Origin of the sequence: Mycobacterium cajalii (assembly GCF_045809005.2) — a bacterium.
Classification (GTDB): Bacteria; Actinomycetota; Actinomycetes; order Mycobacteriales; family Mycobacteriaceae; genus Mycobacterium.
Window position 1 is genome coordinate 1,256,811 of record NZ_CM141436.1, and the last position, 19,790, is coordinate 1,276,600.

Genomic DNA, 19,790 nt, shown 5'->3' on the forward strand with positions numbered 1-19,790 from the left:
GGCCGGGCGTCACGGCGCCGAGTGGTTCCTCGGGCAGAACGCGGCGATGCTCGCGCCGACGAAAAAGCCCGCGTGGTAACCGTCCAGGTGGCTGTTGTTCATCACTTCCGAGGCGACGTTGGACTTCTGGCTGCCGTGGTCGAGTTCGTCGCAGACCTCGTGCCCGGCGATGATCGCAGCCTGCGGCGACGGGAAGTTGATGCCCTTGGCTTTCACCGCGGACAGGAAGGCGTTGTCGATCGCGTCGGCATGCACGGCCGGGGCCGCGACCCCGGCCAGGCCGAGCAGCGCGACCGTCAGGGCAAGGCCGACAGACAGTGGACGCACGCGCTGCGGCGTGCGCGTCCGGCTGTTCGTCATCGGTGGGTCCTCCCGGTCGGCGGTGCAAGAAGGCAAGCCAAACCTTTGGCACTGCGATCATTGCATGCCGCGCCCGCGCCCGCGAAAGTCCCGGCGCACTTGATCGAAGTCCCCTGTTCAGCGCTGGCAAACCGGACACCGGTAGGTCACCCGCTCCCCGGTGCCGCTGTATTCGACGCGCGTGCCGCAGCGGCGGCAGGGCCGTCCCGCCCGCCCGTACACCCACAGCTGCCGGCCCGCCCGGGTGTCGCCGGTGGTGCAGCGGTTCCAGCGGAAGCGGTTGATCCACAGCATGTCCCGGGCCCGCGCCACCAGCCGGTGCGCGTCGGTGACCGCGCTCACCGGCGCGGTGGGCAGATGGCCGGTGACGAAGCACAATTCGTTGCAGTACACGTTGCCGACCCCCGCCAGCACCCGCTGGTCCAGCAGCGCCTCGGCGAGCGGCCGGCCCGGCCGCGCGGTGAGGTTGGCGGCGGCGCGCGCGGCGTCCCAGTCCGGGCCCAGCAGGTCGGGCCCCAGGTGGGCGACCGCGGCGGCGTCGCGGTCGCGGTCCAGGATCTCGAGCACCCCGAGGTCGACGCCCACGGCCCGCACGGGGCCGGCTTCCAAAACGATCCGCGCGCGGTGGTCCACGCGCACCGGACGGTCACCGACCCGCCAGCTGCCGTCCATCTTCAGGTGCGAGTGAATGCTGGCCGGCCCCACCCGGATGAACAGGTGCTTGCCGCGGCTGAGCACCTCGTCCACCGCGTGTCCGGTCAGGTCGACGGTCGCGAACTGCGGCACCCGGACGTCGCAGCGCGTCAGCGTGCGCCCGGCCAGGTGCTCCCGCAGGATCGCCGCGGTGTGCCAGACGGTGTCACCCTCGGGCATGGTTCCCCGGCACGTTCACCGCAGCCGCAGTCCGCGCGGGGTGCGCACGAACCCGGCGTCCAGCAACCCCGCCAGCGCGTCCGCCCGTCCCGCGCCGGGCGGTGGCTGCAGCGCCGCCACCCCGTCGATGCGTTCCACCAGGATCCCCGCGACCCGCCGCCCGGACACCAGGCCGGCCAGCGCCGCGGCGGCAGCGTGGTGGGCGGCGGGGTCGTCGGTGAAGGTCAGCAACGAGCGTCCGCCGCGTTCGAGGAACCAGGCGCACTCGCCGTCCACCAGCACCACCAGCGCCCCGGCCTTGCGGCCGGGCCGCGCCCCCTGGCCCTGCGCGGTGGCGGCAGGCCAGGGCAGTGCGGCGCCGTAGGGGTTGGCCGGGTCGGCCGCGGCCAGCACGACGGCCCGGTAGTCCGGCCGCTGCGCGTCGACGCCGTCGGTGTAGCCGCGCAGCCGGTCCACGGTGGACGCGACGGCGAACTGCGCGCCGCCCAGCGACTCCACGAAATAGCCACGCTGGCAACGCCCGGCGTCCTCGAAGGAGCTCAGCACCTTGTACAGGGTGGCGAACCCGCCCGGCACCCCCTCCGCCGTCACCGCGCCCCTGGTCAGCACGCCGTGCCGGCCCAGCAGCAGCTCGGCCTGGTAGTGCGCGCGCACCGTGGAATCCGGCTCGGGGGCCGGCAGGGCCGACCACCGACCCGCCACCGTCGGGTCGGCGGCGCGGTGCTGGGCGTGCGCGACGCTGTAGCGGCTCAGCCGCGGCGGCCGATGCGTCCGGTGCGCCGGCGCCGAACGCCTGCGGCCGCCCGTTCCGCTCAGCAGGGCGCGCACCGGGGCGAAGGTGTCGCCGGTGACCAAGCCGGCCCAGATCAGTTCCCACAGCGCGGCTTTGAGCCGGGCCGGGTCGGCTTCGCCGGCCGACCCGTCGGCCGCGAGCTGGCGGAAGAAGTACGCACCGCCCCCGGACAGCGTGTCCAGGATCGCGCGGTGGACGCCGGTGAGGTCGATCTGGGCGGGCGGCGCCAGGGTCAGGGGCGCGGAGTCGCCGTGATGCAGCGCGATCCAGCCGTCGCTGCCCGAGATGGACCCGGCGCCCGACCAGGTGACCTCCCCGGTCGCCAGCAGCTCGTCGAGCAGCGCCGGGGCGTAGTCGGTCACCCGGGGGGCCAGCACCAGCGGTTCGATCGCCGAGGCCGGCAGCCGCACGCCGGCCAGTTGGTCGATGACGGTCAGCAGGCCGTCGGGGCCGGACAGGTTCGCCGACACGCGGTGCCAGGCCGGCAGGAACCGCCCGTACGCGGCGGTGCTCACCGGCTCGACCTGGGCGCGCAGTGCGGCCAGTGAGCGGCGCCGCAGGATGCGCAACACCTCGGCGTCGCACCACTGCTCGCCGCCGCCGCCCGGTGTTCGGGAGGGCTCCGCGGCGGCGACGAACTCGCCGCGCACCAGGCGCCCCCCGGACGTCCCCGGGCCGGCCAGCCGGCTCAGCACGTCGGCCGCGACCCGCAGCCCCAGCCCGAACCGGGCGGCCGCCTCGGCGGTGGTGAACGGGGTGTGGGTGCGCGCGTAGCGACCCAGCAGCTCGCCCAGCGGGTCGGTCACCGCCTCGGTGAAGCCTGCCGGCACCCCCGGCGGGACCGCCACCCCCACCCCGTCGCGCAGCCGGCCGATGTCCTCGACGGCCACCCACCAGCCGCGGCCGGCGAACGACACCGTCAGCGCGCGGCGGGCGGCTCGCAGGCCCTCCAGCCAGCCGCCCACCTCGGCGCCGCCGGCCCGGGCGCTGATCTCCTCCTCGGTCAGCGGGCCCAGCAGCCGCAACAGGTCCGCGACCCCCTCGGCGTCGCGGGCGGCCCGCTCCGGCGACAGGTGCTGCAACTGCCGGCCGGTCGCGGCGATGATGTCCGGGTCCAGCAGCTCGCGCAGCTCCACCCGCCCCAGCAGCTCGGCGAGCAGGGTCGCGTCCAGCGACAGCGCCGCGGCCCGGCGTTCGGCCAGCGGGGTGTCCCCCTCGTACATGAACGCCCCGACGTAACCGAACAGCAGCGACGCCGCGAACGGCGACGGCTTCGCGGTCTCGGTCTCGAGCACCCGCACCCGGCGCGCGGCGATGCCGTCCATCAGCTCGGCCAGGGCCGGGACGTCGTAGACGTCCTGCAGACATTCGCGGACGGTCTCGAGCACCACGGGGAAGTCGGGGTACTTGCGGGCGACCTCGAGCAGCTGGGCCGCCCGCTGGCGCTGCTGCCACAGCGGCGAGCGGCGGCCCGGGTGGCGGCGGGGCAGCAGCAGGGCCCGGGCCGCGCATTCGCGGAACCGCGACGCGAACAGCGCCGACCCGCCCACCTCGGCGGTGACGACCGGGTCGATCTCGTCGGCGTCGAAGACGAATAGCTCGGCGCCGGGCGGGGTCTCCCCGGTTTCCGAGAGGGTGTCGGGCAACCGCACCACGATGCCGTCGTCGGAGGCGGTGGGTTTCTCGTCGATGCCGTAGCGTTCCCGCAGCCGCCGGCCCACCGCCAGCGCCAGCGGGCCGTGCACCCGCAGCCCGTACGGGGAGTGCAGGATCACCCGCCAGTCGCCGAGTTCGTCGCGGAAGCGCTCGACCAGCAGCGTGGTGTCGGTGGGGACCACCCCGGCCGCGGTCCGCTGCTCGTCGAGCAGCCCCCACAGGTTGTCTCGCGCGTAGGCGTCGAAACCCAGTGCGGCGCAGCGCGCGTCGAAGGCGTCGCGGCGCAGGCCGGCCAGCTCGCCGGTGAGCGCGCCCAGCGCGGCGCCCAGCTCGGCCGGGCGGCCCACGCCGTCGCCGCGCCAGAACGGCAGGCGGGCCGGCTGCCCGGGAGCGGGGACCACCAGCACCCGGTCGTGGGTGATCTCCACGATGCGCCAGCTGGTGGCCCCGAGCGAGATCACGTCGCCGGGCCGCGATTCGTAGACCATCTCCTCTTCGAGTTCGCCTACCCGCGAAGGCTTCTCGGCCTCGGAAGCGAGATAGACCGCGAACAGGCCGCGGTCGGGGATGGTGCCCCCGGAGGTGACGGCCAGCCGCTGGGCGCCGGGGCGGGCGGTCAGCGTCCCGGTGTCGCGGTCATAGACCAGCCGCGGCCGCAACTCGGCGAACTCCGTCGACGGATACTTGCCGCTCAACAGGTCCAGGGTGGCCTCGTACAGGCGGCGCGGCAGCGTCGCGAACGGGGCGGACCGCCGCACGGTGTCGAACCACCGGTCGGCGTCCAGCGGCTCGAGGGCGGCCGCCGCCACGGTGTGCTGGGCCAGGACGTCGAGGGGGTTGGCGGGCACCCGCATCGTCTCGATCTCGCCGGCCAGCATGCGCTGCACGCTGACCGCACAGCCGATCAGGTCGGTGCGGTGCTTGGGGAGCAGCACGCCGCGGGAGACCTCGCCGACCTGATGCCCGGCCCGTCCGATGCGTTGCAGGCCGCTGGCCACCGACGGTGGCGCCTCCACCTGGATCACCAGGTCGACCGCGCCCATGTCGATGCCCAGCTCGAGGCTGGAGGTGGCCACCACCGCCCTGAGCAGCCCGCGTTTGAGATCCTCTTCCACCAGCGCGCGCTGCTCCTTGCTGACCGAGCCGTGGTGGGCGCGGGCCAGCAACGTGTCGGCGCCGTAGGTCTGGCCGCTTCCCATGATGTGCGCCGGCGCCCCGCCGGGCACCCCGCGATTGGGCTCGGACGACTCGGTGGGCAGCTCGACGCCGCGGCGTTCGGCGTGAATTTCGTTGAGCCGCGCGGTCAGCCGTTCGGCCAGCCGCCGCGAGTTGGCGAACACGATGGTCGAGCCGTGCGCCTCGATCAGGTCGACCAGGCGCGCCTCGACGTCGGGCCAGATGCTGGGGGTACCACCGGATTGCGGGGGAGTGTGCGCCAGGTTCGTCATGTCGGGCACCGGCACCTGCACGGTGAGCTCGACGGTCTTGCCCGACGGCGGGGCCACGATCCTGGTCGGGGACTGTCCCGACAGGAACCGGGCCAGCTCCTCGGGCGGGCGCACGGTGGCCGACAACCCGATGCGCTGGGCGGGCCGTCCCTCGCGCAGCGCGTCCAGCCGCTCCAGCGACAGGGCCAGGTGCGCGCCGCGCTTGCCGGCGGCGATGGCGTGGATCTCGTCGACGATCACGGTCTGCACGCCGGCCAGGGTCTCCCGCGCGGCCGAGGTGAGCATCAAGAACAGCGACTCCGGCGTGGTGATCAGCACGTCGGGCGGACGGTTGAGCAGCTGCCGGCGCTGCGCGGGCGGGGTGTCGCCGGAGCGCACCCCCACGCTGATGTCGGGAGCCGGCACCCCGCGGCGTTCGGCGATCCGCGCCAGCCCCGCCAGCGGGGTGCGCAGGTTGCGCTCGACGTCGACGGCCAGGGCCTTGAGCGGGGAGACGTAGAGCACACGGGTGCCGGCCCGCCGCTCGGGGTGGGCGGCCAGACGGTCGATCGCCCACAGGAACGCCGCCAGCGTCTTGCCGGACCCGGTCGGCGCGATCACCAGGGTGTTGTCGCCGTCGGCGATGGCGTCCCAGGCGTCGGCCTGCGCGCTGGTCGGCGCGGCGAACGTCCCGGCGAACCACTCGCGGGTGACCGCGCCGAACCGGCCCAGCGGGTCGTGCGGACGGTCAGGCCGCTGCGGACCGGCGCGAGTGCTCACCCAACCATGGTGCCAACGGGGACCGACAGGCGCTCACAGCCTGGAGGTGGCCATCAGGTGGGCGAGTTCGTCCGGAATGCCCGGCACCCGGGCGATGGCGTCCAGCAGCGAGTGCGCGCACGCGTCGGCGAGCCGCTCGGCATCGGTGGTCGGGTCGATGATCCGCCGACGGCAGATCTCGAAGGTGAGCGCCAGCCAGCCGTGCAGGATCACCTCCAGGTGCTTCTCGGTCTCGGGTTCCAACTTGTCGGCCGGGATCGTGCTCACCAGTTCGGCGACCCGGTTCATGATGTGTTCCAGCTGCCGGTTCTTGGCCTCGTCGCTGACGCCGAGCAGGACCGGGTCCGAGCGGCCCAGGCCGACGTACGCCGCCCACGCCGACTGCGGGTGGTGTTGCTGGTAGGCCATGTAGGCCAGCACACCGGTCCGGATCTCCTCGAACAGCGTCAGGCCGGCGGGCCGCAACGCGTCGGTGGCCTCGTAGAGCCGGTCGGCCTCGTCCTGCACGACCGCGGCGAAGAAAGCCCGTTTGTCCGGAAAGTAGTGATACATCAACGCGCGGGAAACCCCGGCGCGCTCGGCGATCTCGTCGATGCGGACCTCGTCGTACGGCCGCTGACCGAAAACCTCCGCCCCCAGAGCAAGCAGCTCAGCTCGGCGGTCCTCGGGGGATAACCGCCTTCTAGCTGTTGACATGGGTCAGATAGTACCCACGCGGCCCGCGGCGACGTCCGGACTTGCGTCAATGGGATCGAAGCCCGCCGGACGGCGACTGCCCCCCGGGGGCCTCAATTCAGCGTGCGCACGCACAACCGGAACAGGCACCAGGAGATCTCGGCCTGCACGCCCGCCTTGTCCAGATAGCGCTGCCATTCGGCCCGGCGGAAGCTGCGGGTGATGGAAATGATGCCGTCGGAGCGCACGATCGGGTGCCAGCGCATCAGGTCGGCCAACAGCGGAAACAAGTAATAGTTCAGCGAATTGCGGTGCAGATCCGCGATATGCCAGCCGCGTGCGGAATTCGCCTGCAGCCACATCAGGAACTCGACGACCTCCTCGTCGTCGAGGTGATGGGTGAACTGCGAGCTGACGATGAAGTCCGGCCGCTCGTCGGGGGTGTAGGCGAACACGTCGCCCGTCCGGTACTCGATGCCCATCTCCGGCGGGGTGGCCGCCAGCGCGGTGGCGATGCTGCGCGGGTTCAGGTCGATGCCCGACAATCGCGCCTTGAGCCCGCGGCGATCCGCCCAGCGCGCGATGGCGCGCAACAGATCGCCGTCGCCGTAGCCCACGTCCAGGACCGAGATTTCCGCACCGGCGGGCAACGCCTTCGTCGCCCGCGCCAGCCAGCGCAGCGCCGGGCGATGGGTGAGCGTCATGCGGTTGACGACGGCGAGGTCGGCCAGGCAGCGCTGGTAGTCGGCGAAGGCGACATTGTCGTCGTCGAGGACTTCCGGCGTCATGCTGCGCACCGAGAGGTCCATGCATCCCATCCTTCGCGTCGATTCCCCGCGCTCAATCTTGCGACATGGTCCTGGACGTTGCCCAACCCCTCCCTCCCCGGCGGCTGAGAACGGCGGTTTACCGTGGTTTACCACCGGGTATGCGCTTTCGTGCGATCGTTTTGGGGGAGCGGTCTTTCGGGGGGCGGCAAGACATGAGGATGAAGGATGCAGAAGGCAGACGAGTGGTCCACGGGTGACCGCCTGGGGCAGGAGGACGGCGAGGTCCACGCCGCCATCCGCTTCGCGGTCCTGGCCACGGCTGCCGGAGTCGGCTTCCTGGTCATGGCGGCGCTGTGGGTCAGCACCTGCCCGGGCGTGCGCGTCGACACGGTGGCGTGCGGTGCGCCGCAGCGCACGATGCTGGCGTTCGGGGGCCCGCTGATCCTGCTGACGGCGGCGCTGTGGGCGTTCCTGCGCACCTACCGCGTGTGGCGTCACGAGGGCACCTGGTGGGGATGGCACGGTGCGGGCTGGTTCCTGCTGACGCTGACGGCGGCGACGGTGTCGTTGGGGGTGTCGCCGATTGCCGGCCCGGCGCTGGCGCTCTGAGGCGTTTCGCCGAGAGCACGCGGGAAAACCCGGCTCCCCGGGTTTTCCCGCGCGGCCGGGCGGGTATCAATAGTTCGACCATGACTAGTTGCCGCAACCATTGCCCCGACCCCTGCACCCGCCCCGACCCCGGCACCGAAACGCGCCGGCACCGGCGCGTTTCGGCCAACCCCATTCCGGCGATTTCGTGTCGGGTACCCGGCGGCGACAATGGCTAACCCGCTGCAACGTATGGTCCCAGGGGGGCTGCAGAGCGGTAGTAACGTCAGTCGAACAATGCCGGGAGACCATATGAACGATGCGGGATTGCGCGTCCACGAGCGCAACCGCGGCCACCGCGCCGTCGAATTGCACGTCGCCGCACGCCTGGAGAACCTGGCGATGCTGCGCACGCTGGTCGGCGCGATCGGCACCTACGAGGACCTGGACTTCGACGCCGTGGCGGACCTGCGGCTCGCGGTCGACGAGGTGTGCACGCGGCTGATCCGGTCGGCCACGCCGGATGCGACGCTCGTGGTCGTGGTGGACCCGCAGGACGACGTTCTGGTCGTGGAGGCCTCGGCCGCGTGCGACACTCACGACGTGGTGGCGCCCGGCAGCTTCAGCTGGCACGTGCTGACGTCGTTGGCCGACGACGTCAAGACCTTCCACGACGGCCGCGCACCCGATGAATCCGGCAGTGTCTTCGGAATCACACTGACGGCCCGGCGGGCGGCCTCCAGCAGGTGACGGCGCGAAATGCCGGCGGTTCGGCTTCGCGCCCCAACGAATACGCCGATGTGCCGGACATGTTCCGCGAGTTGGCCGCCTTCCCGGCCGACTCGTCGGATTTCCAGCGCCACCGGGACAAGATCGTGGAGCGGTGCCTGCCGCTGGCCGACCACATCGCCCGGCGGTTCGAGGGCCGGGGCGAGCCGCGCGACGACCTCGTCCAGGTGGCGCGGGTGGGCCTGGTCAACGCGGTGGTCCGGTTCGACGTCGACACCGGTTCGGATTTCGTCTCGTTCGCCGTCCCCACGATCATGGGGGAGGTGCGGCGCCACTTCCGCGACAACAGCTGGTCGGTGAAGGTCCCGCGGCGGCTCAAGGAACTGCATCTGCGGCTCGGCAGCGCCACCGCGGAGCTGTCCCAGCGGCTCGGCCGCGCACCCACCGCCACCGAGCTCGCCGAGGAACTCGGCATGGAGCGCGAGGAGGTCGTCGAGGGCCTGGTGGCGGGCAGCTCCTACAACACCTTGTCCATCGACACCGGCGGGGGCAGCGAGGACGACGAGGCCCGTGCGATCGCCGACACCCTGGGCGACGTGGACTCCGGCCTGGACCGCATCGAGGACCGCGAGGCGCTGCGCCCGCTGCTCGAGGCGCTGCCCGAGCGCGAGCGAATGGTGTTGGTGCTCAGGTTCTTCGAGTCGATGACGCAGACGCAGATCGCCGAGCGGGTCGGGATATCGCAGATGCACGTGTCCCGGCTGCTGGCCAAGTCGCTAGCGCGGCTGCGGGACCAGCTGGAGTAGCGGGCGCGGCTCCCCGGCTCCCCGCTGGCCGCCCGGCCGCAAAAGCGGTTCCTCCAGCGCCGTCGTCACCGGCAGGGTGCCGTCGGGGTCGCAGACGCGCAGCAGCCGGGCCACCGCGGGGCTGGGCACCATGGCCCAGTCCGCGCGGGCGCCCGAGCACACCACGTTGATCCGGTGCAGCGCCGAAAAGCCGGCCGTACCAATAAATTTCAGGCCGCGCAGGTCCAGGGTCACGCGCTTGCAGCTGCGAACGCTGCGTTCGACGTAGGAGGTGAGCTCGTCGGCGTTGGCCGCGTCGAGCTCACCGTCCACCGTGATCACGGTGCTGCCGGGTAGCCGGCACGCGCCGAACTGCGCGGTACGACTTTGTTGCCAAGATTGGGCCACAGACATAGCCGGACTCCATCAGTAGAGGAGGGTGTGCTGTGGATGACGTCAAGCGAAGCCGGGAAGTTCACGCGCCCCCGCGTTCCCGACGTGATCCGGGCGGCTGTGAACTCAACCTGACTGCACCCTACCCGTGCCGGGGCGGGCCGACAACGTCTGCGCCGTGGAGTCGACGGATCACTTGATCTCGGCGAGCACCGTGCCCTGGGTGATGGCCGCGCCGGCCTCGACGGCGAGCCCGGTGATGACGCCGTCCTTGTGCGCGGTGACCGGGTTCTCCATCTTCATCGCCTCGAGGACGACCACCAGGTCGCCGGTGGCGACCTCCTGTCCCTCCTCGACCGCGACCTTGACCACGGTGCCCTGCATCGGAGCGGTCACCGCGTCACCGGAGGCCGTCGCGCCGGCGTGCGCCCCGCGCTTGCGCGGCTTGGGCTTCTTGCGGACGACACCGGCCGGGTCGGCGGCACCGCCGGACAGGGCCAGGTCGCCGGGCAGCGACACCTCCAGGCGGCGGCCGTCGACCTCGACGACCACCTTCTGCCGCGGCCGGTTGTCCTCGTCATCGAGGGGCTCGCCGCCGGTGAAGGGTTCGACGGTGTTGTTCCACTCGGTCTCGATCCAGCGGGTGTGCACGGAGAAGCCCTCGTCGTCACCGATGAACGCCGGGTCGGACACCACGGCGCGGTGGAACGGGATCACGGTGGCCAGGCCCTCGACGTGGAACTCGTCCAGCGCGCGCCGGGCCCGCTCGAGGGCCTCGGTGCGGGTGGCGCCGTACACGATCAGCTTGGCCAGCATCGAGTCGAACTGCCCGCCGATCACCGAGCCGGTCTCCACCCCGGAGTCCAGCCGCACGCCGGCGCCCGCGGGCGGATCGAACCGGGTGACCGGGCCGGGCGCGGGCAGAAAGCCGCGACCGGCGTCCTCGCCGTTGATCCGGAACTCGAAGGCGTGGCCGCGCGGCGTCGGGTCCTCGGTCAGGTCCAGCCGTTCGCCGTTGGCGATGCGGAACTGCTCGCGCACCAGGTCGATGCCCGCGGTCTCCTCGGTGACCGGGTGCTCGACCTGCAACCGGGTGTTGACCTCCAGGAACGAGATCAGCCCGTCCTGGCCGACCAGGTACTCGACGGTGCCGGCGCCGTAGTAGTGCGCCTCCTTGCAGATCCGCTTGGCCGACTCGTGGATCTCCTTGCGCTGCGCGTCGGTCAGGAACGGCGCCGGGGCCTCCTCGACCAGCTTCTGGAAGCGGCGCTGCAGCGAGCAGTCGCGGGTGCCCGCGACGACGACGTTGCCGTGCTGGTCGGCGATCACCTGGGCCTCGACGTGGCGGGGCTTGTCCAGGTAGCGCTCCACGAAGCACTCGCCGCGGCCGAACGCGGCCGTGGCCTCGCGCACCGCCGACTCGTAGAGCTCGGGGATCTCCTCGATAGCGCGGGCGACCTTCATGCCCTTGCCGCCGCCGCCGAAGGCGGCCTTGATCGCGATCGGCACGCCGTACTCCCGGGCGAAGGCCACCACCTCGTCGGCGTCCTTGACCGGGTCGGGCGTGCCGGGCACCAGCGGGGCCTGGGCGCGCGCGGCGATGTGGCGGGCGGTGACCTTGTCGCCGAGGTCGCGGATCGACTGCGGGCTGGGCCCGATCCAGATCAGGTTCGCGTCGATGACCGCCTGGGCGAAGTCGGCGTTCTCCGACAGGAAGCCGTAGCCGGGGTGGATGGCGTTGGCCCCGGACTTGGCCGCCGCGTCGAGGATCTTGCCGAAGTCCAGGTAGGACTCCGCCGACGTCTGGCCGCCCAGGGCGAACGCCTCGTCGGCCAGGCGCACGTGCGGTGCGTCCGCGTCGGGCTCGGCGTACACCGCCACGCTGGGCAGGCCCGCGTCGCGGGCCGCCCGGATCACCCGGACAGCGATCTCGCCGCGGTTGGCGACGAGCACTTTGGAGATCCTCGAGCTGGCGTGACTAGCCACTGCGCCTCCTGTTTGGCTTATCAGCAGACTGGTGCTGCGACGTCTTTAAGAGAGTTTCTTACTCTGCTCGGGAAGTCTAAGCGGCGCGCCGTCGCCGCGATCAGCCGGTGCCGCAATTCCGGTGAATCACCGGGGTTACGGGGCCGACTCGCGCACCCGCCGCTTGATCCGGGCCAGCATCGCCGACATGCCGCGCAATCGCAGCGGGCTGATCAGCGCGGCCAGGCCCAGGCCGGTGTAGAAGTCCTCGGGCACCGCCAGGATGTCGGCGGCGGGTTGCCCGTCCAGGCCGGCGGCCAGGATCGAGGCGAACCCGCGGGTGGTCGGCGCCTCGGGGGGCGCGCTGAAGTACAGCCGCACCCGGTCCGGGTCGCCGGCGTCGACGTGCAGGAACAGCGGGGTCTGGCATTCGGGGACCGGCTCCATCGCCGCCTCGGCCAGCTCGGCGGGCAGCTCGGGCAGGTCGTCGGCGAATTCGAGCAGGAGCTTGAGCTTGTCCTGGCCCTCGACTTCGGCGAAGTCGGACACCACCTCGGCAAGCGGCGCGGGCACGCTCATCGGGCCGGTACGGCTCCCGGCGCCTGTCCCGGTTCCGCGCCCGCCACGATGGGGACGCGCACCGTGTTGCCCCACTCGGTCCACGACCCGTCGTAGTTGCGCACCCCGGGCTTGCCCAGCAGGTGCGTGAGCACGAACCAGGTGTGGCTGGACCGCTCCCCGATGCGGCAGTAGACGATGGTCTTGTCGTCGGGACCGAGGAATCCGTAGAGCTCCTCGAGCTCCTCGCGGCTGCGGAAGCGCCCGCTGTCGTCGACCGCCCTGCTCCACGGGATCGACCGGGCGGTGGGGATGTGGCCGGCCCGCAGCACCCCCTCCTCGGGGTAGTCGGGCATGTGGGTGCGCTCGCCGGTGTACTCCTCCGGGGAGCGCACGTCGATCAGCGGCTCGGCGCCCAGCGCCGCCAGCACGTCGTCCTTGTAGGCGCGGATGGGTTCGTCGTTGCGCTGCACGACGGGATAGCCGGTGGAGGTCCTGGTCGGGACCTCGAGGCTGGTCTCGCGCCCGTCGGAGAGCCACAGGTTGCGGCCGCCGTTGAGCAGCCGCACGTCGGGGTGGCCGAACAGCGTGAAGACCCACAGCGCGTACGCCGCCCACCAGTTGCTCTTGTCGCCGTAGATCACCACGGTGTCGTCGCGGGCGATGCCCTTGCGGTCCATCAGCTCGGCGAACTGCCGGCCGGTGATGTAGTCGCGCACGGGCGCGTCGTTGAGGTCGGTGTGCCAGTCGATCTTGACCGCGCCGGGGATGTGGCCGACGTCGTAGAGCAGGACGTCCTCGTCGGATTCGACGATCGCCAGGCCGGGCGCGCCCAGGTTGGCCGACAGCCAGTCGGCGGTGACCAGGCGTTCGGGGTGGGCGTAGGCCGTGAGCGTGGGGCTGGGATCCGGTGGTAGGGGCACACCGGAAAGCCTACCCACCCGCGGCGTTTCGCGGGCGCGGGCGCGGGCCTCAGGCGGGCGGATTGGCCGCCCACACCGCGGCGACCGACAGCCCCGCGCGGCCCAGCAGCGAACGGGTCAGCGGCAGCCCGATCCCCACCACGGCCGAGGGGTCGCCGTCGACGCCGTCGATGAACCAACCGCCCAGGCCGTCGAGGGTGAATCCCCCTGCCACGCACAAGGATTCACCCGAGGACAGGTACGCCTCGAGGTCCTCGGGGGACGGGATGCCGAAATGCACCGTGGTGACTGCGTTTTCGGAAGTGGTGTAGGTAATCTCGTTGTCCAGCAACCGAATCAGCGCATGGCCGGTGTGGAGCTGGCCGGCGCGCCCCGCCATGGCCCGCCACAGGTCGCGTGCCGCGGACGTCGAACCCGGCTTGCCGCAGAGCCGCCCGTCCAGGTGGAGCATCGAATCGCAGCCGATCACGACGCAGTCGGCGGCGACGGCGGGCTCGAGCTCCGCGGCCACCCGTTCGGCCTTGGCACGGGCCAGCGCGCACACCACGTCCCCGGGCGGCGCGTCGGCGCCCAGGCCGGCGATGACGGCTTCCTCGTCGATCCCCGAGACCCTGACCAGCGGATCGACGCCGGCTTGGCGCAGCACTTTGAGCCGGCCCGCCGACGCCGACCCGAGCACCAGCCGGGTCACTGCTGCATATGCTGCATGTGGATTTTCTGCTGCATGGTGAGTCGCTGAAAGTTCGTCATCGCGTAACGCAGTTGGTCGGCCGGCAGGCCCCAGCGGGTGCGCTCGGGCGGCGGCGGCTGGGGCGCGGCGCCGGTGCTGCCGAGCACGGCGATCAGCGCGGCCAACTCCGCGGCGGTGGGCTTGCCGCGCAGGATCTGGATGTGCGGCTCGTGCAGCTGGTGGCCGTCGTCGGCGCTCACGGCGCTCACAGCGGAATGTTCCCGTGCTTCTTGGGGGGCAGGTGGGAGATCTTGCGTTCCAGCAGCCGCAGCGCCGTGCCGATGTAGCCGCGGGTGTGCGACGGCGGGATCACCGCGTCGACGTAGCCCCGCTCGGCCGCCACGTACGGGTTCACCAGCGTGTCCTCGTACTCCTGCTGCAGCTGCAGCCGCAGCTCACCGACATCGGCGCCGTCGCGGGCGGCCTCCTTGAGCTGCTGGCGGTAGACGAACCCGACGGCGCCGGAGGCGCCCATGACGGCGATCTGGGCGGTCGGCCAGGCGATGTTGACGTCGCAGCCCATGTCCTTGGAGCCCATGACGCAGTAGGCGCCGCCGTAGGCCTTGCGGGTGATGACGGTGATCTTGGGGACCGTCGCCTCGCCGTAGGCGTAGAGCAGCTTGGCGCCGCGACGGATGATGCCGTTGTATTCCTGGCCGGTGCCCGGCAGGAACCCGGGCACGTCGACGAGCATGACGATCGGGATGCCGAAGCAGTCGCAGGTCCGCACGAACCGGGCCGCCTTCTCCGAGGCGTTGATGTCCAGGCAGCCGGCGAAATGGGTCGGCTGGTTGGCCACGATGCCGACCGGCCGGCCGTCGATGCGGCCGAACCCGACGACGATGTTCTGCGCGTAGCCGTTCTGGACCTCGAGGAACTCGTCCTCGTCGAGGATGCGGGTGATCACCTCGTGCATGTCGTAGGGCTGGTTGGGGGAGTCCGGGATCAGCGTGTCCAGCTCGATGTCCTCGGCGGTGAGGTTGTCCTCGATGGGGCCCTCGGGAATGGGCTCGGCGTAGCGCGGCGGGTCGGTGGCGTTGTTGGGCGGCAGGTAGCCCAGCAGCTCGCGCACCCAGTCGAAGGCGTCCTGCTCACCCGAGGCCACGTAGTGCGCGGTGCCGGACTTGGCCATGTGGGTGTGCGCACCGCCGAGCTCCTCCATGGTGACGTCCTCGCCGGTGACGGTCTTGATGACGTCGGGCCCGGTGATGAACATCTGGCTGGTCTGGTCGACCATCACCACGAAGTCGGTCAGGGCGGGGGAGTAGACGTGCCCGCCGGCGGCGGCGCCCATGATCAGCGAGATCTGCGGGATGACCCCGGAGGCCACGATGTTGTTGCGGAAGATGCGGCTGTAGAGGCCCAGCGAGACGACGCCCTCCTGGATGCGGGCGCCGGCGCCGTCGTTGATGCCGATCAGCGGGCGGCCGGTCTTGATCGCCAGCTCCTGCACCTTGACGATCTTCTCGCCGTACACCTCGCCCAGGCTGCCGCCGAACACCGTGGCGTCCTGGCTGAAGATGCACACGTCGCGGCCGTCGATGGTGCCGTAGCCGGTGATCACGCCGTCGCCCAGGGGGCGGTTGTTCTCCATGCCGAAGTTCGTGCTGCGGTGCCGGGCCAGCGCGTCGAGCTCGACGAAGGAGTCCTCGTCGAGCAGGGCGAGGATGCGCTCGCGGGCGGTCAGCTTGCCCTTGGCGTGGACCTTCTCGACGGCATCCTCGCCGACCGGGTGCAGCGACTCTTCCCGGCGCTTGTGCAGCTCGGCCAGCTTGCCCGCGGTGGTGTGGATGTCGACGGTGTGTTCGCTCGCAGGCTCAGCGGAATGAGCCGAGCGGTCGGTAACGCTTGTCATGGCAGTCGATGTTATCGGCTGGCCGTCCGGCGCTGCTTAGGCTGGGCCGGGTGAGCGACCGGGACCCGCCTTTCAACCCGCCTTTGGACGAGGCCGCGCTGCGGGCGGAGCTGATCGGCGCCGGGCTGGGCTGGCGACGGCTGGACGTCGTCGAGCGGACCGGCTCCACCAACGCCGACCTGCTGGCGCGCGCGGCGTCCGGGACCGGCGGGGCGGCCGACGTCGCCGGTGCCGTGCTGATCGCCGAGCACCAGACCGCCGGCCGCGGGCGGCACGGCCGCGGCTGGTCGGCCGGCCCGCGGGCCCAGATCACGATGTCGGTCGGGGTCAGCGTCGTCGACGTGCCGGTCGCGGCGTGGGGCTGGCTGTCGCTGGCCACCGGGGTGGCCGTCGTCGACGCGGTGGCCCCGCTGCTGGAGGGGACCGGATGCCGGGCCGGCCTGAAGTGGCCCAACGACGTGCTGGCGGGCCCGCCCGAGTCCCGCGGCAAGCTGGCGGGCATCCTCGCCGAGGTGGCGCGGCCGGCGGTGGTGATCGGCGTGGGGCTCAACGTCACCGGCGCCCCCGGCGACGTCGCCGGCGCCACCTCGCTGTGCGACCTCGGGGTGGCCGCACCCGACCGCGGCGAGCTGGTGCGCGCGCTGCTGACCGAACTCGGCGGGCGGATCGCGGCATGGCGGGCCGCGCGCGGCGCCGACCGGGCGCTGGCCGCCGACTACCGGGCGCACAGCCTGACGATCGGCACCCGGGTGCGTGCGCACCTGCCCGGCGGCCGGGAGATCGTCGGCGCCGCCACCGGCATCGACGACCAGGGCAGGCTGTGCCTGCAGACCGAACGCGAAACCGCCGTGATCTCGGCCGGTGACGTGGTGCATCTGCGGTAGCCGGCGCAGCTAATGTCGCGACCATGCGTTATCCGGACAACGCCCTGGCCGCCGCCGAGCAGGTGGTGCTGCACCACCACCCGCACTGGAAGCGGCTGTTCTGGCCCGCCGTGGTGTTCGTGGCCGCGACCGGGCTGGCGGCCTTCGGCTCGGGCTACCTCAACTCGACGCAGTGGGAGCAGACCGCCAAGAACGTCATCCACGGCGTCATCTGGGGCATCTGGCTGGTGGTCGTCGGCTGGCTGGCGTGGTGGCCGTTCCTGACCTGGCTGACCACCCATTTCGTCGTCACCAGCCGGCGGGTGATGTACCGGCACGGGGTGCTCACCCGGACCGGGCTCGACATCCCGCTGGCGCGGATCAACAGCGTCGAATTCCGCGACCGGATCTTCGAGCGGATCTTCCGGTGCGGGACGCTGGTCATCGAGTCGGCGTCACAAGACCCGTTGGAGTTCCACGACATTCCGCGGCTGCGCGAGGTGCACGCGCTGCTGTATCACGAAGTCTTCGACACCCTGGGCGCCCCGGGTTCTGCGGAGTCGCCGAGCTGACCCGATCGGCTCGCCTTGCGGCTGCGCCAGCTGCGCAGCAGCGTGACGTTCCCCATGTTCCCGCCCTCGATGGTGTCCTCGAAGACCTCGGCGATCCCGCCGGCGGTGAGGGCGGACTCGAGGGCCTTCTCCTCCAGGGCCATGTCGCGATTGCGCGCGAACGCGTCGGGGAACACCCAGCGCCGGAACGCCCAGAAGCGGAAAGCCATCTGCAGCAAGTTCCCGATGATGTAGGCCGAGACGAAGTCGGCGATGTTCTCCGCCGTCAGCGACACCATCGGCTCCCGCAACTGCAGCACGTAGCTGGAGAACCACAGCGGCGCCATGCTCAGCAGCACCCCGACACCGCTGAAGGCGAAGAACAGCAGCGCCTCGTGGTGGCGTTCGCGACCGCCGCGGTCGCGAAAGCTCCACTCCCGGTTCAGCACGTAGGAGGCGATGACCGCGACGATGCCGGCGATCACCTTGGCGGTGACCGGCTTGGTCTCCAGGACCGTGAGCTTGAGGGTGTAGAAGATTGCCGAGTCGACGATGAACGTGGTGCCGCCGACGATCGCGAACTTGATCAGTTCGTGGTGGCGCTGCACACAGGGCTGAAAAGCCGCAGGCAAACGCGCAATCGTTGCGTCGGCGAAGGGCACAACACGTGAGTGTACGGACGGACACAAAAACGACGCAAAATGGTGCATAACGATCCGGTCTCACCGCCGGTCACCGGCCGGCCCGCCCCCATGACACCATGATGGCCGTGCCGAGTACCCGCACCCCCGTCCTCGCCCCGCGTGTGGCCATGGTCGGCGGCGGCCAGCTCGCCCGGATGACCCACCAGGCCGCGATCGCGCTGGGGCAGACGTTGCGGGTGCTGGCGACCTCCGTCGACGAGTCGGCCGCGCAGGTCACTCCCGACGTGGTGATTGGCTCGCACCTCGATCTGGAGGACCTGCGCAGGGTCGCGGCCGGGGCCCACGTGCTGACGTTCGACCACGAGCACGTCCCCACCGACCTGCTGGACAAGCTCGTCGCCGAGGGCGTCAACGTCGCCCCGCCGCCCAGCGCCCTGGTGCACGCCCAGGACAAGTTCGTCATGCGGCGCCGGCTGGAGGCCCTGGGCGCCCCGGTGCCCCGCTACGCGCCGGTGGACAGCATCGACGACCTGGACGCGTTCGCGCGCACCCTGGGCGCCGCCGACGACGCCCCGGTCGTGGTCAAGGCGGTGCGGGGCGGCTACGACGGCCGGGGGGTCTGGATGGCCCGCGACCTCGCCGGCGCCCGCGAGATCGCCGGCAAATGCCTGGACGACGGGCTGCCCGTGCTGGTCGAGGAGCGGGTGCAGTTGCGTCGGGAGTTGTCGGCGCTGGTGGCGCGCTCGCCGTTCGGCCAGGGCGCGGCGTGGCCGGTGGTGCAGACCGTGCAGTGCGACGGGATCTGCGTGCAGGTGATCGCGCCCGCGCCGGAGCTGTCCGGGGAGTCGGCGGCCGCCGCGCAGCGGCTGGCGTTGCGGCTGGCCGCCGAGCTGGGGGTGGTCGGGGTGCTCGCGGTCGAGCTGTTCGAGACCACCGACGGGACCCTGCTGGTCAACGAGCTCGCGATGCGGCCGCACAACTCCGGGCACTGGACCATGGACGGGTCGCGCACCAGCCAGTTCGAGCAGCACCTGCGCGCGGTGCTGGACTATCCGCTCGGCGACACCGACGCGATCGCGCCGGTCACCGTGATGGCCAACGTGCTGGGCGCACCGGAAACGCCCGCCATGTCCATGGACGAGCGGCTGCACCACCTGTTCGCGCGGATGCCCGACGCCCGGGTACACCTGTACGGCAAGACCGAACGGCCCGGCCGCAAGATCGGGCACGTCAACTTCCTGGGCGCCGACCTGGCGGACCTGAAGGACCTGCGGGAACGCGCCGAGCTGGCGGCGCACTGGTTGTCACACGGCCGATGGACGGACGGATGGGACCCACATGAGCACCACTAACCCCCGCGTCGGGGTCATCATGGGCAGCGACAGCGACTGGTCGGTGATGTCCGACGCCGCCGCCGCGCTGGCCGAGTTCGACATCGCAGCCGAAGTCCGGGTGGTCTCGGCGCACCGCACGCCGCAGGTGATGTTCGACTACGCCCGGAGCGCGGCCGACCGCGGCATCGAGGTGATCATCGCCGGGGCCGGCGGCGCCGCCCACCTGCCCGGCATGGTGGCCGCGGCGACGCCGCTGCCGGTGATCGGGGTGCCGGTGCCGCTGGCGCGCCTGGACGGCCTGGACTCGCTGCTGTCGATCGTGCAGATGCCCGCCGGCGTCCCGGTGGCCACGGTCTCCATCGGCGGCGCCCGCAACGCCGGCCTGCTGGCCGTGCGCATCCTCGCCTCGTCCGACCCGGCGCTGCGGGCCCGGGTCGTCGCGTTCCAGGGCGAGCTGGCCGAGAGCGTGCGGCACAAGGATGCGGCGGTGCAGCGGCTGCACGGTAAAGTTACCGATGAGTAGCGCAGGGAGGCTTCA

General features: G+C 71.7%; 20 protein-coding genes. 7 read left to right on the plus strand and 13 right to left on the minus strand.

Annotated elements, in window-relative coordinates; genetic code table 11:
* Positions 1-9: 9 nt before the first annotated feature.
* The 5 genes from ACJ512_RS06020 to ACJ512_RS06040 all read right to left on the minus strand — a co-directional run bounded on the left by ACJ512_RS06020 (position 10) and on the right by ACJ512_RS06040 (position 7,373).
* Positions 10-360, minus strand: a complete 351-nt coding sequence (locus tag ACJ512_RS06020; protein WP_407685543.1) for a DUF732 domain-containing protein — start codon at positions 358-360, stop codon at positions 10-12.
* A 117-nt stretch (positions 361-477) separates the two neighbouring features.
* Positions 478-1,233: an endonuclease VIII Nei2 gene (gene nei2, locus ACJ512_RS06025; RefSeq protein WP_407685544.1), complete on the minus strand. Its 756-nt coding sequence runs from the start codon at positions 1,231-1,233 to the stop codon at positions 478-480.
* 15 nt (positions 1,234-1,248) lie between these two features.
* A complete protein-coding gene (locus ACJ512_RS06030) occupies positions 1,249-5,889 on the minus strand; it encodes an ATP-dependent helicase (protein ID WP_461479995.1) in 4,641 nt (1,546 codons plus the stop codon).
* Between the two features lie 33 nt (positions 5,890-5,922).
* Positions 5,923-6,585 (minus strand): TetR/AcrR family transcriptional regulator, encoded by a 663-nt coding sequence (locus ACJ512_RS06035; RefSeq protein WP_407685545.1) that lies wholly within the window; start codon positions 6,583-6,585, stop codon positions 5,923-5,925.
* Positions 6,586-6,677: 92 nt separating this feature from the next.
* Positions 6,678-7,373: a methyltransferase domain-containing protein gene (locus tag ACJ512_RS06040; RefSeq protein ID WP_407685546.1), complete on the minus strand. Its 696-nt coding sequence runs from the start codon at positions 7,371-7,373 to the stop codon at positions 6,678-6,680.
* Positions 7,374-7,559: 186 nt separating this feature from the next.
* On the opposite strand from ACJ512_RS06040, the gene ACJ512_RS06045 reads away from it, so the two are divergent.
* From ACJ512_RS06045 to ACJ512_RS06055, 3 genes are all read left to right on the plus strand, one after another.
* Positions 7,560-7,943, plus strand: a complete 384-nt coding sequence (locus tag ACJ512_RS06045; protein WP_407685547.1) for a hypothetical protein — start codon at positions 7,560-7,562, stop codon at positions 7,941-7,943.
* Positions 7,944-8,234: 291 nt separating this feature from the next.
* Entirely contained in the window at positions 8,235-8,672 is a 438-nt protein-coding gene (locus ACJ512_RS06050; protein WP_407685548.1) for an anti-sigma factor, read from the plus strand.
* The gene (locus tag ACJ512_RS06055; RefSeq protein WP_407685549.1) at positions 8,669-9,457 is read left to right on the plus strand and encodes an RNA polymerase sigma factor SigF; all 789 of its coding nucleotides are present in this window, start codon (positions 8,669-8,671) and stop codon (positions 9,455-9,457) included. Before ACJ512_RS06050 ends, ACJ512_RS06055 begins: the two co-directional genes overlap by 4 nt.
* Here ACJ512_RS06055 and ACJ512_RS06060 read toward each other — a convergent pair.
* The 7 genes from ACJ512_RS06060 to ACJ512_RS06090 all read right to left on the minus strand — a co-directional run bounded on the left by ACJ512_RS06060 (position 9,428) and on the right by ACJ512_RS06090 (position 15,860).
* The gene (locus ACJ512_RS06060; protein WP_407685550.1) at positions 9,428-9,850 is read right to left on the minus strand and encodes an STAS domain-containing protein; all 423 of its coding nucleotides are present in this window, start codon (positions 9,848-9,850) and stop codon (positions 9,428-9,430) included. The genes ACJ512_RS06055 and ACJ512_RS06060 overlap by 30 nt on opposite strands.
* 171 nt (positions 9,851-10,021) lie before the next feature.
* The gene (locus ACJ512_RS06065) at positions 10,022-11,815 is read right to left on the minus strand and encodes an acetyl/propionyl/methylcrotonyl-CoA carboxylase subunit alpha (protein ID WP_407685551.1); all 1,794 of its coding nucleotides are present in this window, start codon (positions 11,813-11,815) and stop codon (positions 10,022-10,024) included.
* Positions 11,816-11,950: 135 nt separating this feature from the next.
* Positions 11,951-12,373: a SufE family protein gene (locus ACJ512_RS06070; RefSeq protein ID WP_407685552.1), complete on the minus strand. Its 423-nt coding sequence runs from the start codon at positions 12,371-12,373 to the stop codon at positions 11,951-11,953.
* Positions 12,370-13,275 (minus strand): sulfurtransferase, encoded by a 906-nt coding sequence (locus ACJ512_RS06075; RefSeq protein WP_407685553.1) that lies wholly within the window; start codon positions 13,273-13,275, stop codon positions 12,370-12,372. Before ACJ512_RS06075 ends, ACJ512_RS06070 begins: the two co-directional genes overlap by 4 nt.
* A gap of 49 nt (positions 13,276-13,324) precedes the next feature.
* Entirely contained in the window at positions 13,325-13,966 is a 642-nt protein-coding gene (locus ACJ512_RS06080; protein WP_407685554.1) for a Maf family protein, read from the minus strand.
* The gene (locus tag ACJ512_RS06085; protein WP_407685555.1) at positions 13,963-14,214 is read right to left on the minus strand and encodes an acyl-CoA carboxylase subunit epsilon; all 252 of its coding nucleotides are present in this window, start codon (positions 14,212-14,214) and stop codon (positions 13,963-13,965) included. Before ACJ512_RS06085 ends, ACJ512_RS06080 begins: the two co-directional genes overlap by 4 nt.
* On the minus strand, positions 14,211-15,860 hold the full coding sequence (locus tag ACJ512_RS06090) for an acyl-CoA carboxylase subunit beta (protein ID WP_407685556.1): 1,650 nt from the start codon (positions 15,858-15,860) through the stop codon (positions 14,211-14,213). Before ACJ512_RS06090 ends, ACJ512_RS06085 begins: the two co-directional genes overlap by 4 nt.
* A gap of 50 nt (positions 15,861-15,910) precedes the next feature.
* On the opposite strand from ACJ512_RS06090, the gene ACJ512_RS06095 reads away from it, so the two are divergent.
* The gene (locus ACJ512_RS06095; protein ID WP_407685557.1) at positions 15,911-16,744 is read left to right on the plus strand and encodes a biotin--[acetyl-CoA-carboxylase] ligase; all 834 of its coding nucleotides are present in this window, start codon (positions 15,911-15,913) and stop codon (positions 16,742-16,744) included.
* 23 nt (positions 16,745-16,767) lie between these two features.
* A complete protein-coding gene (locus ACJ512_RS06100; protein WP_407685558.1) occupies positions 16,768-17,295 on the plus strand; it encodes a PH domain-containing protein in 528 nt (175 codons plus the stop codon).
* Here the strand turns inward: ACJ512_RS06100 and ACJ512_RS06105 are convergent.
* A complete protein-coding gene (locus ACJ512_RS06105) occupies positions 17,241-17,936 on the minus strand; it encodes a GtrA family protein (protein ID WP_407685559.1) in 696 nt (231 codons plus the stop codon). The genes ACJ512_RS06100 and ACJ512_RS06105 overlap by 55 nt on opposite strands.
* A 98-nt stretch (positions 17,937-18,034) precedes the next feature.
* On the opposite strand from ACJ512_RS06105, the gene ACJ512_RS06110 reads away from it, so the two are divergent.
* Both ACJ512_RS06110 and purE read left to right on the plus strand, forming a co-directional pair.
* Positions 18,035-19,270: a 5-(carboxyamino)imidazole ribonucleotide synthase gene (locus ACJ512_RS06110; protein ID WP_407685560.1), complete on the plus strand. Its 1,236-nt coding sequence runs from the start codon at positions 18,035-18,037 to the stop codon at positions 19,268-19,270.
* Positions 19,257-19,775, plus strand: coding sequence for a 5-(carboxyamino)imidazole ribonucleotide mutase (gene purE, locus ACJ512_RS06115; protein WP_407685561.1), 519 nt, complete (start codon positions 19,257-19,259; stop codon positions 19,773-19,775). The genes ACJ512_RS06110 and purE overlap by 14 nt, the downstream gene beginning before the upstream one ends.
* Positions 19,776-19,790 lie beyond the last annotated feature (15 nt).

What these genes read in the sequence shown, in the direction of transcription:
- ACJ512_RS06020 (WP_407685543.1), bottom strand. Translation starts at nt 360, where the DNA reads ATGACGAACAGCCGGACGCGCACGCCGCAGCGCGTGCGTCCACTGTCT.
- nei2 (WP_407685544.1), bottom strand. Translation starts at nt 1,233, where the DNA reads ATGCCCGAGGGTGACACCGTCTGGCACACCGCGGCGATCCTGCGGGAG.
- ACJ512_RS06035 (WP_407685545.1), bottom strand. Translation starts at nt 6,585, where the DNA reads ATGTCAACAGCTAGAAGGCGGTTATCCCCCGAGGACCGCCGAGCTGAG.
- ACJ512_RS06040 (WP_407685546.1), bottom strand. Translation starts at nt 7,373, where the DNA reads ATGGACCTCTCGGTGCGCAGCATGACGCCGGAAGTCCTCGACGACGAC.
- ACJ512_RS06045 (WP_407685547.1), top strand. Translation starts at nt 7,560, where the DNA reads ATGCAGAAGGCAGACGAGTGGTCCACGGGTGACCGCCTGGGGCAGGAG.
- ACJ512_RS06050 (WP_407685548.1), top strand. Translation starts at nt 8,235, where the DNA reads ATGAACGATGCGGGATTGCGCGTCCACGAGCGCAACCGCGGCCACCGC.
- ACJ512_RS06060 (WP_407685550.1), bottom strand. Translation starts at nt 9,850, where the DNA reads ATGTCTGTGGCCCAATCTTGGCAACAAAGTCGTACCGCGCAGTTCGGC.
- ACJ512_RS06070 (WP_407685552.1), bottom strand. Translation starts at nt 12,373, where the DNA reads ATGAGCGTGCCCGCGCCGCTTGCCGAGGTGGTGTCCGACTTCGCCGAA.
- ACJ512_RS06090 (WP_407685556.1), bottom strand. Translation starts at nt 15,860, where the DNA reads ATGACAAGCGTTACCGACCGCTCGGCTCATTCCGCTGAGCCTGCGAGC.
- ACJ512_RS06100 (WP_407685558.1), top strand. Translation starts at nt 16,768, where the DNA reads ATGCGTTATCCGGACAACGCCCTGGCCGCCGCCGAGCAGGTGGTGCTG.
- ACJ512_RS06110 (WP_407685560.1), top strand. Translation starts at nt 18,035, where the DNA reads ATGATGGCCGTGCCGAGTACCCGCACCCCCGTCCTCGCCCCGCGTGTG.
- purE (WP_407685561.1), top strand. Translation starts at nt 19,257, where the DNA reads ATGAGCACCACTAACCCCCGCGTCGGGGTCATCATGGGCAGCGACAGC.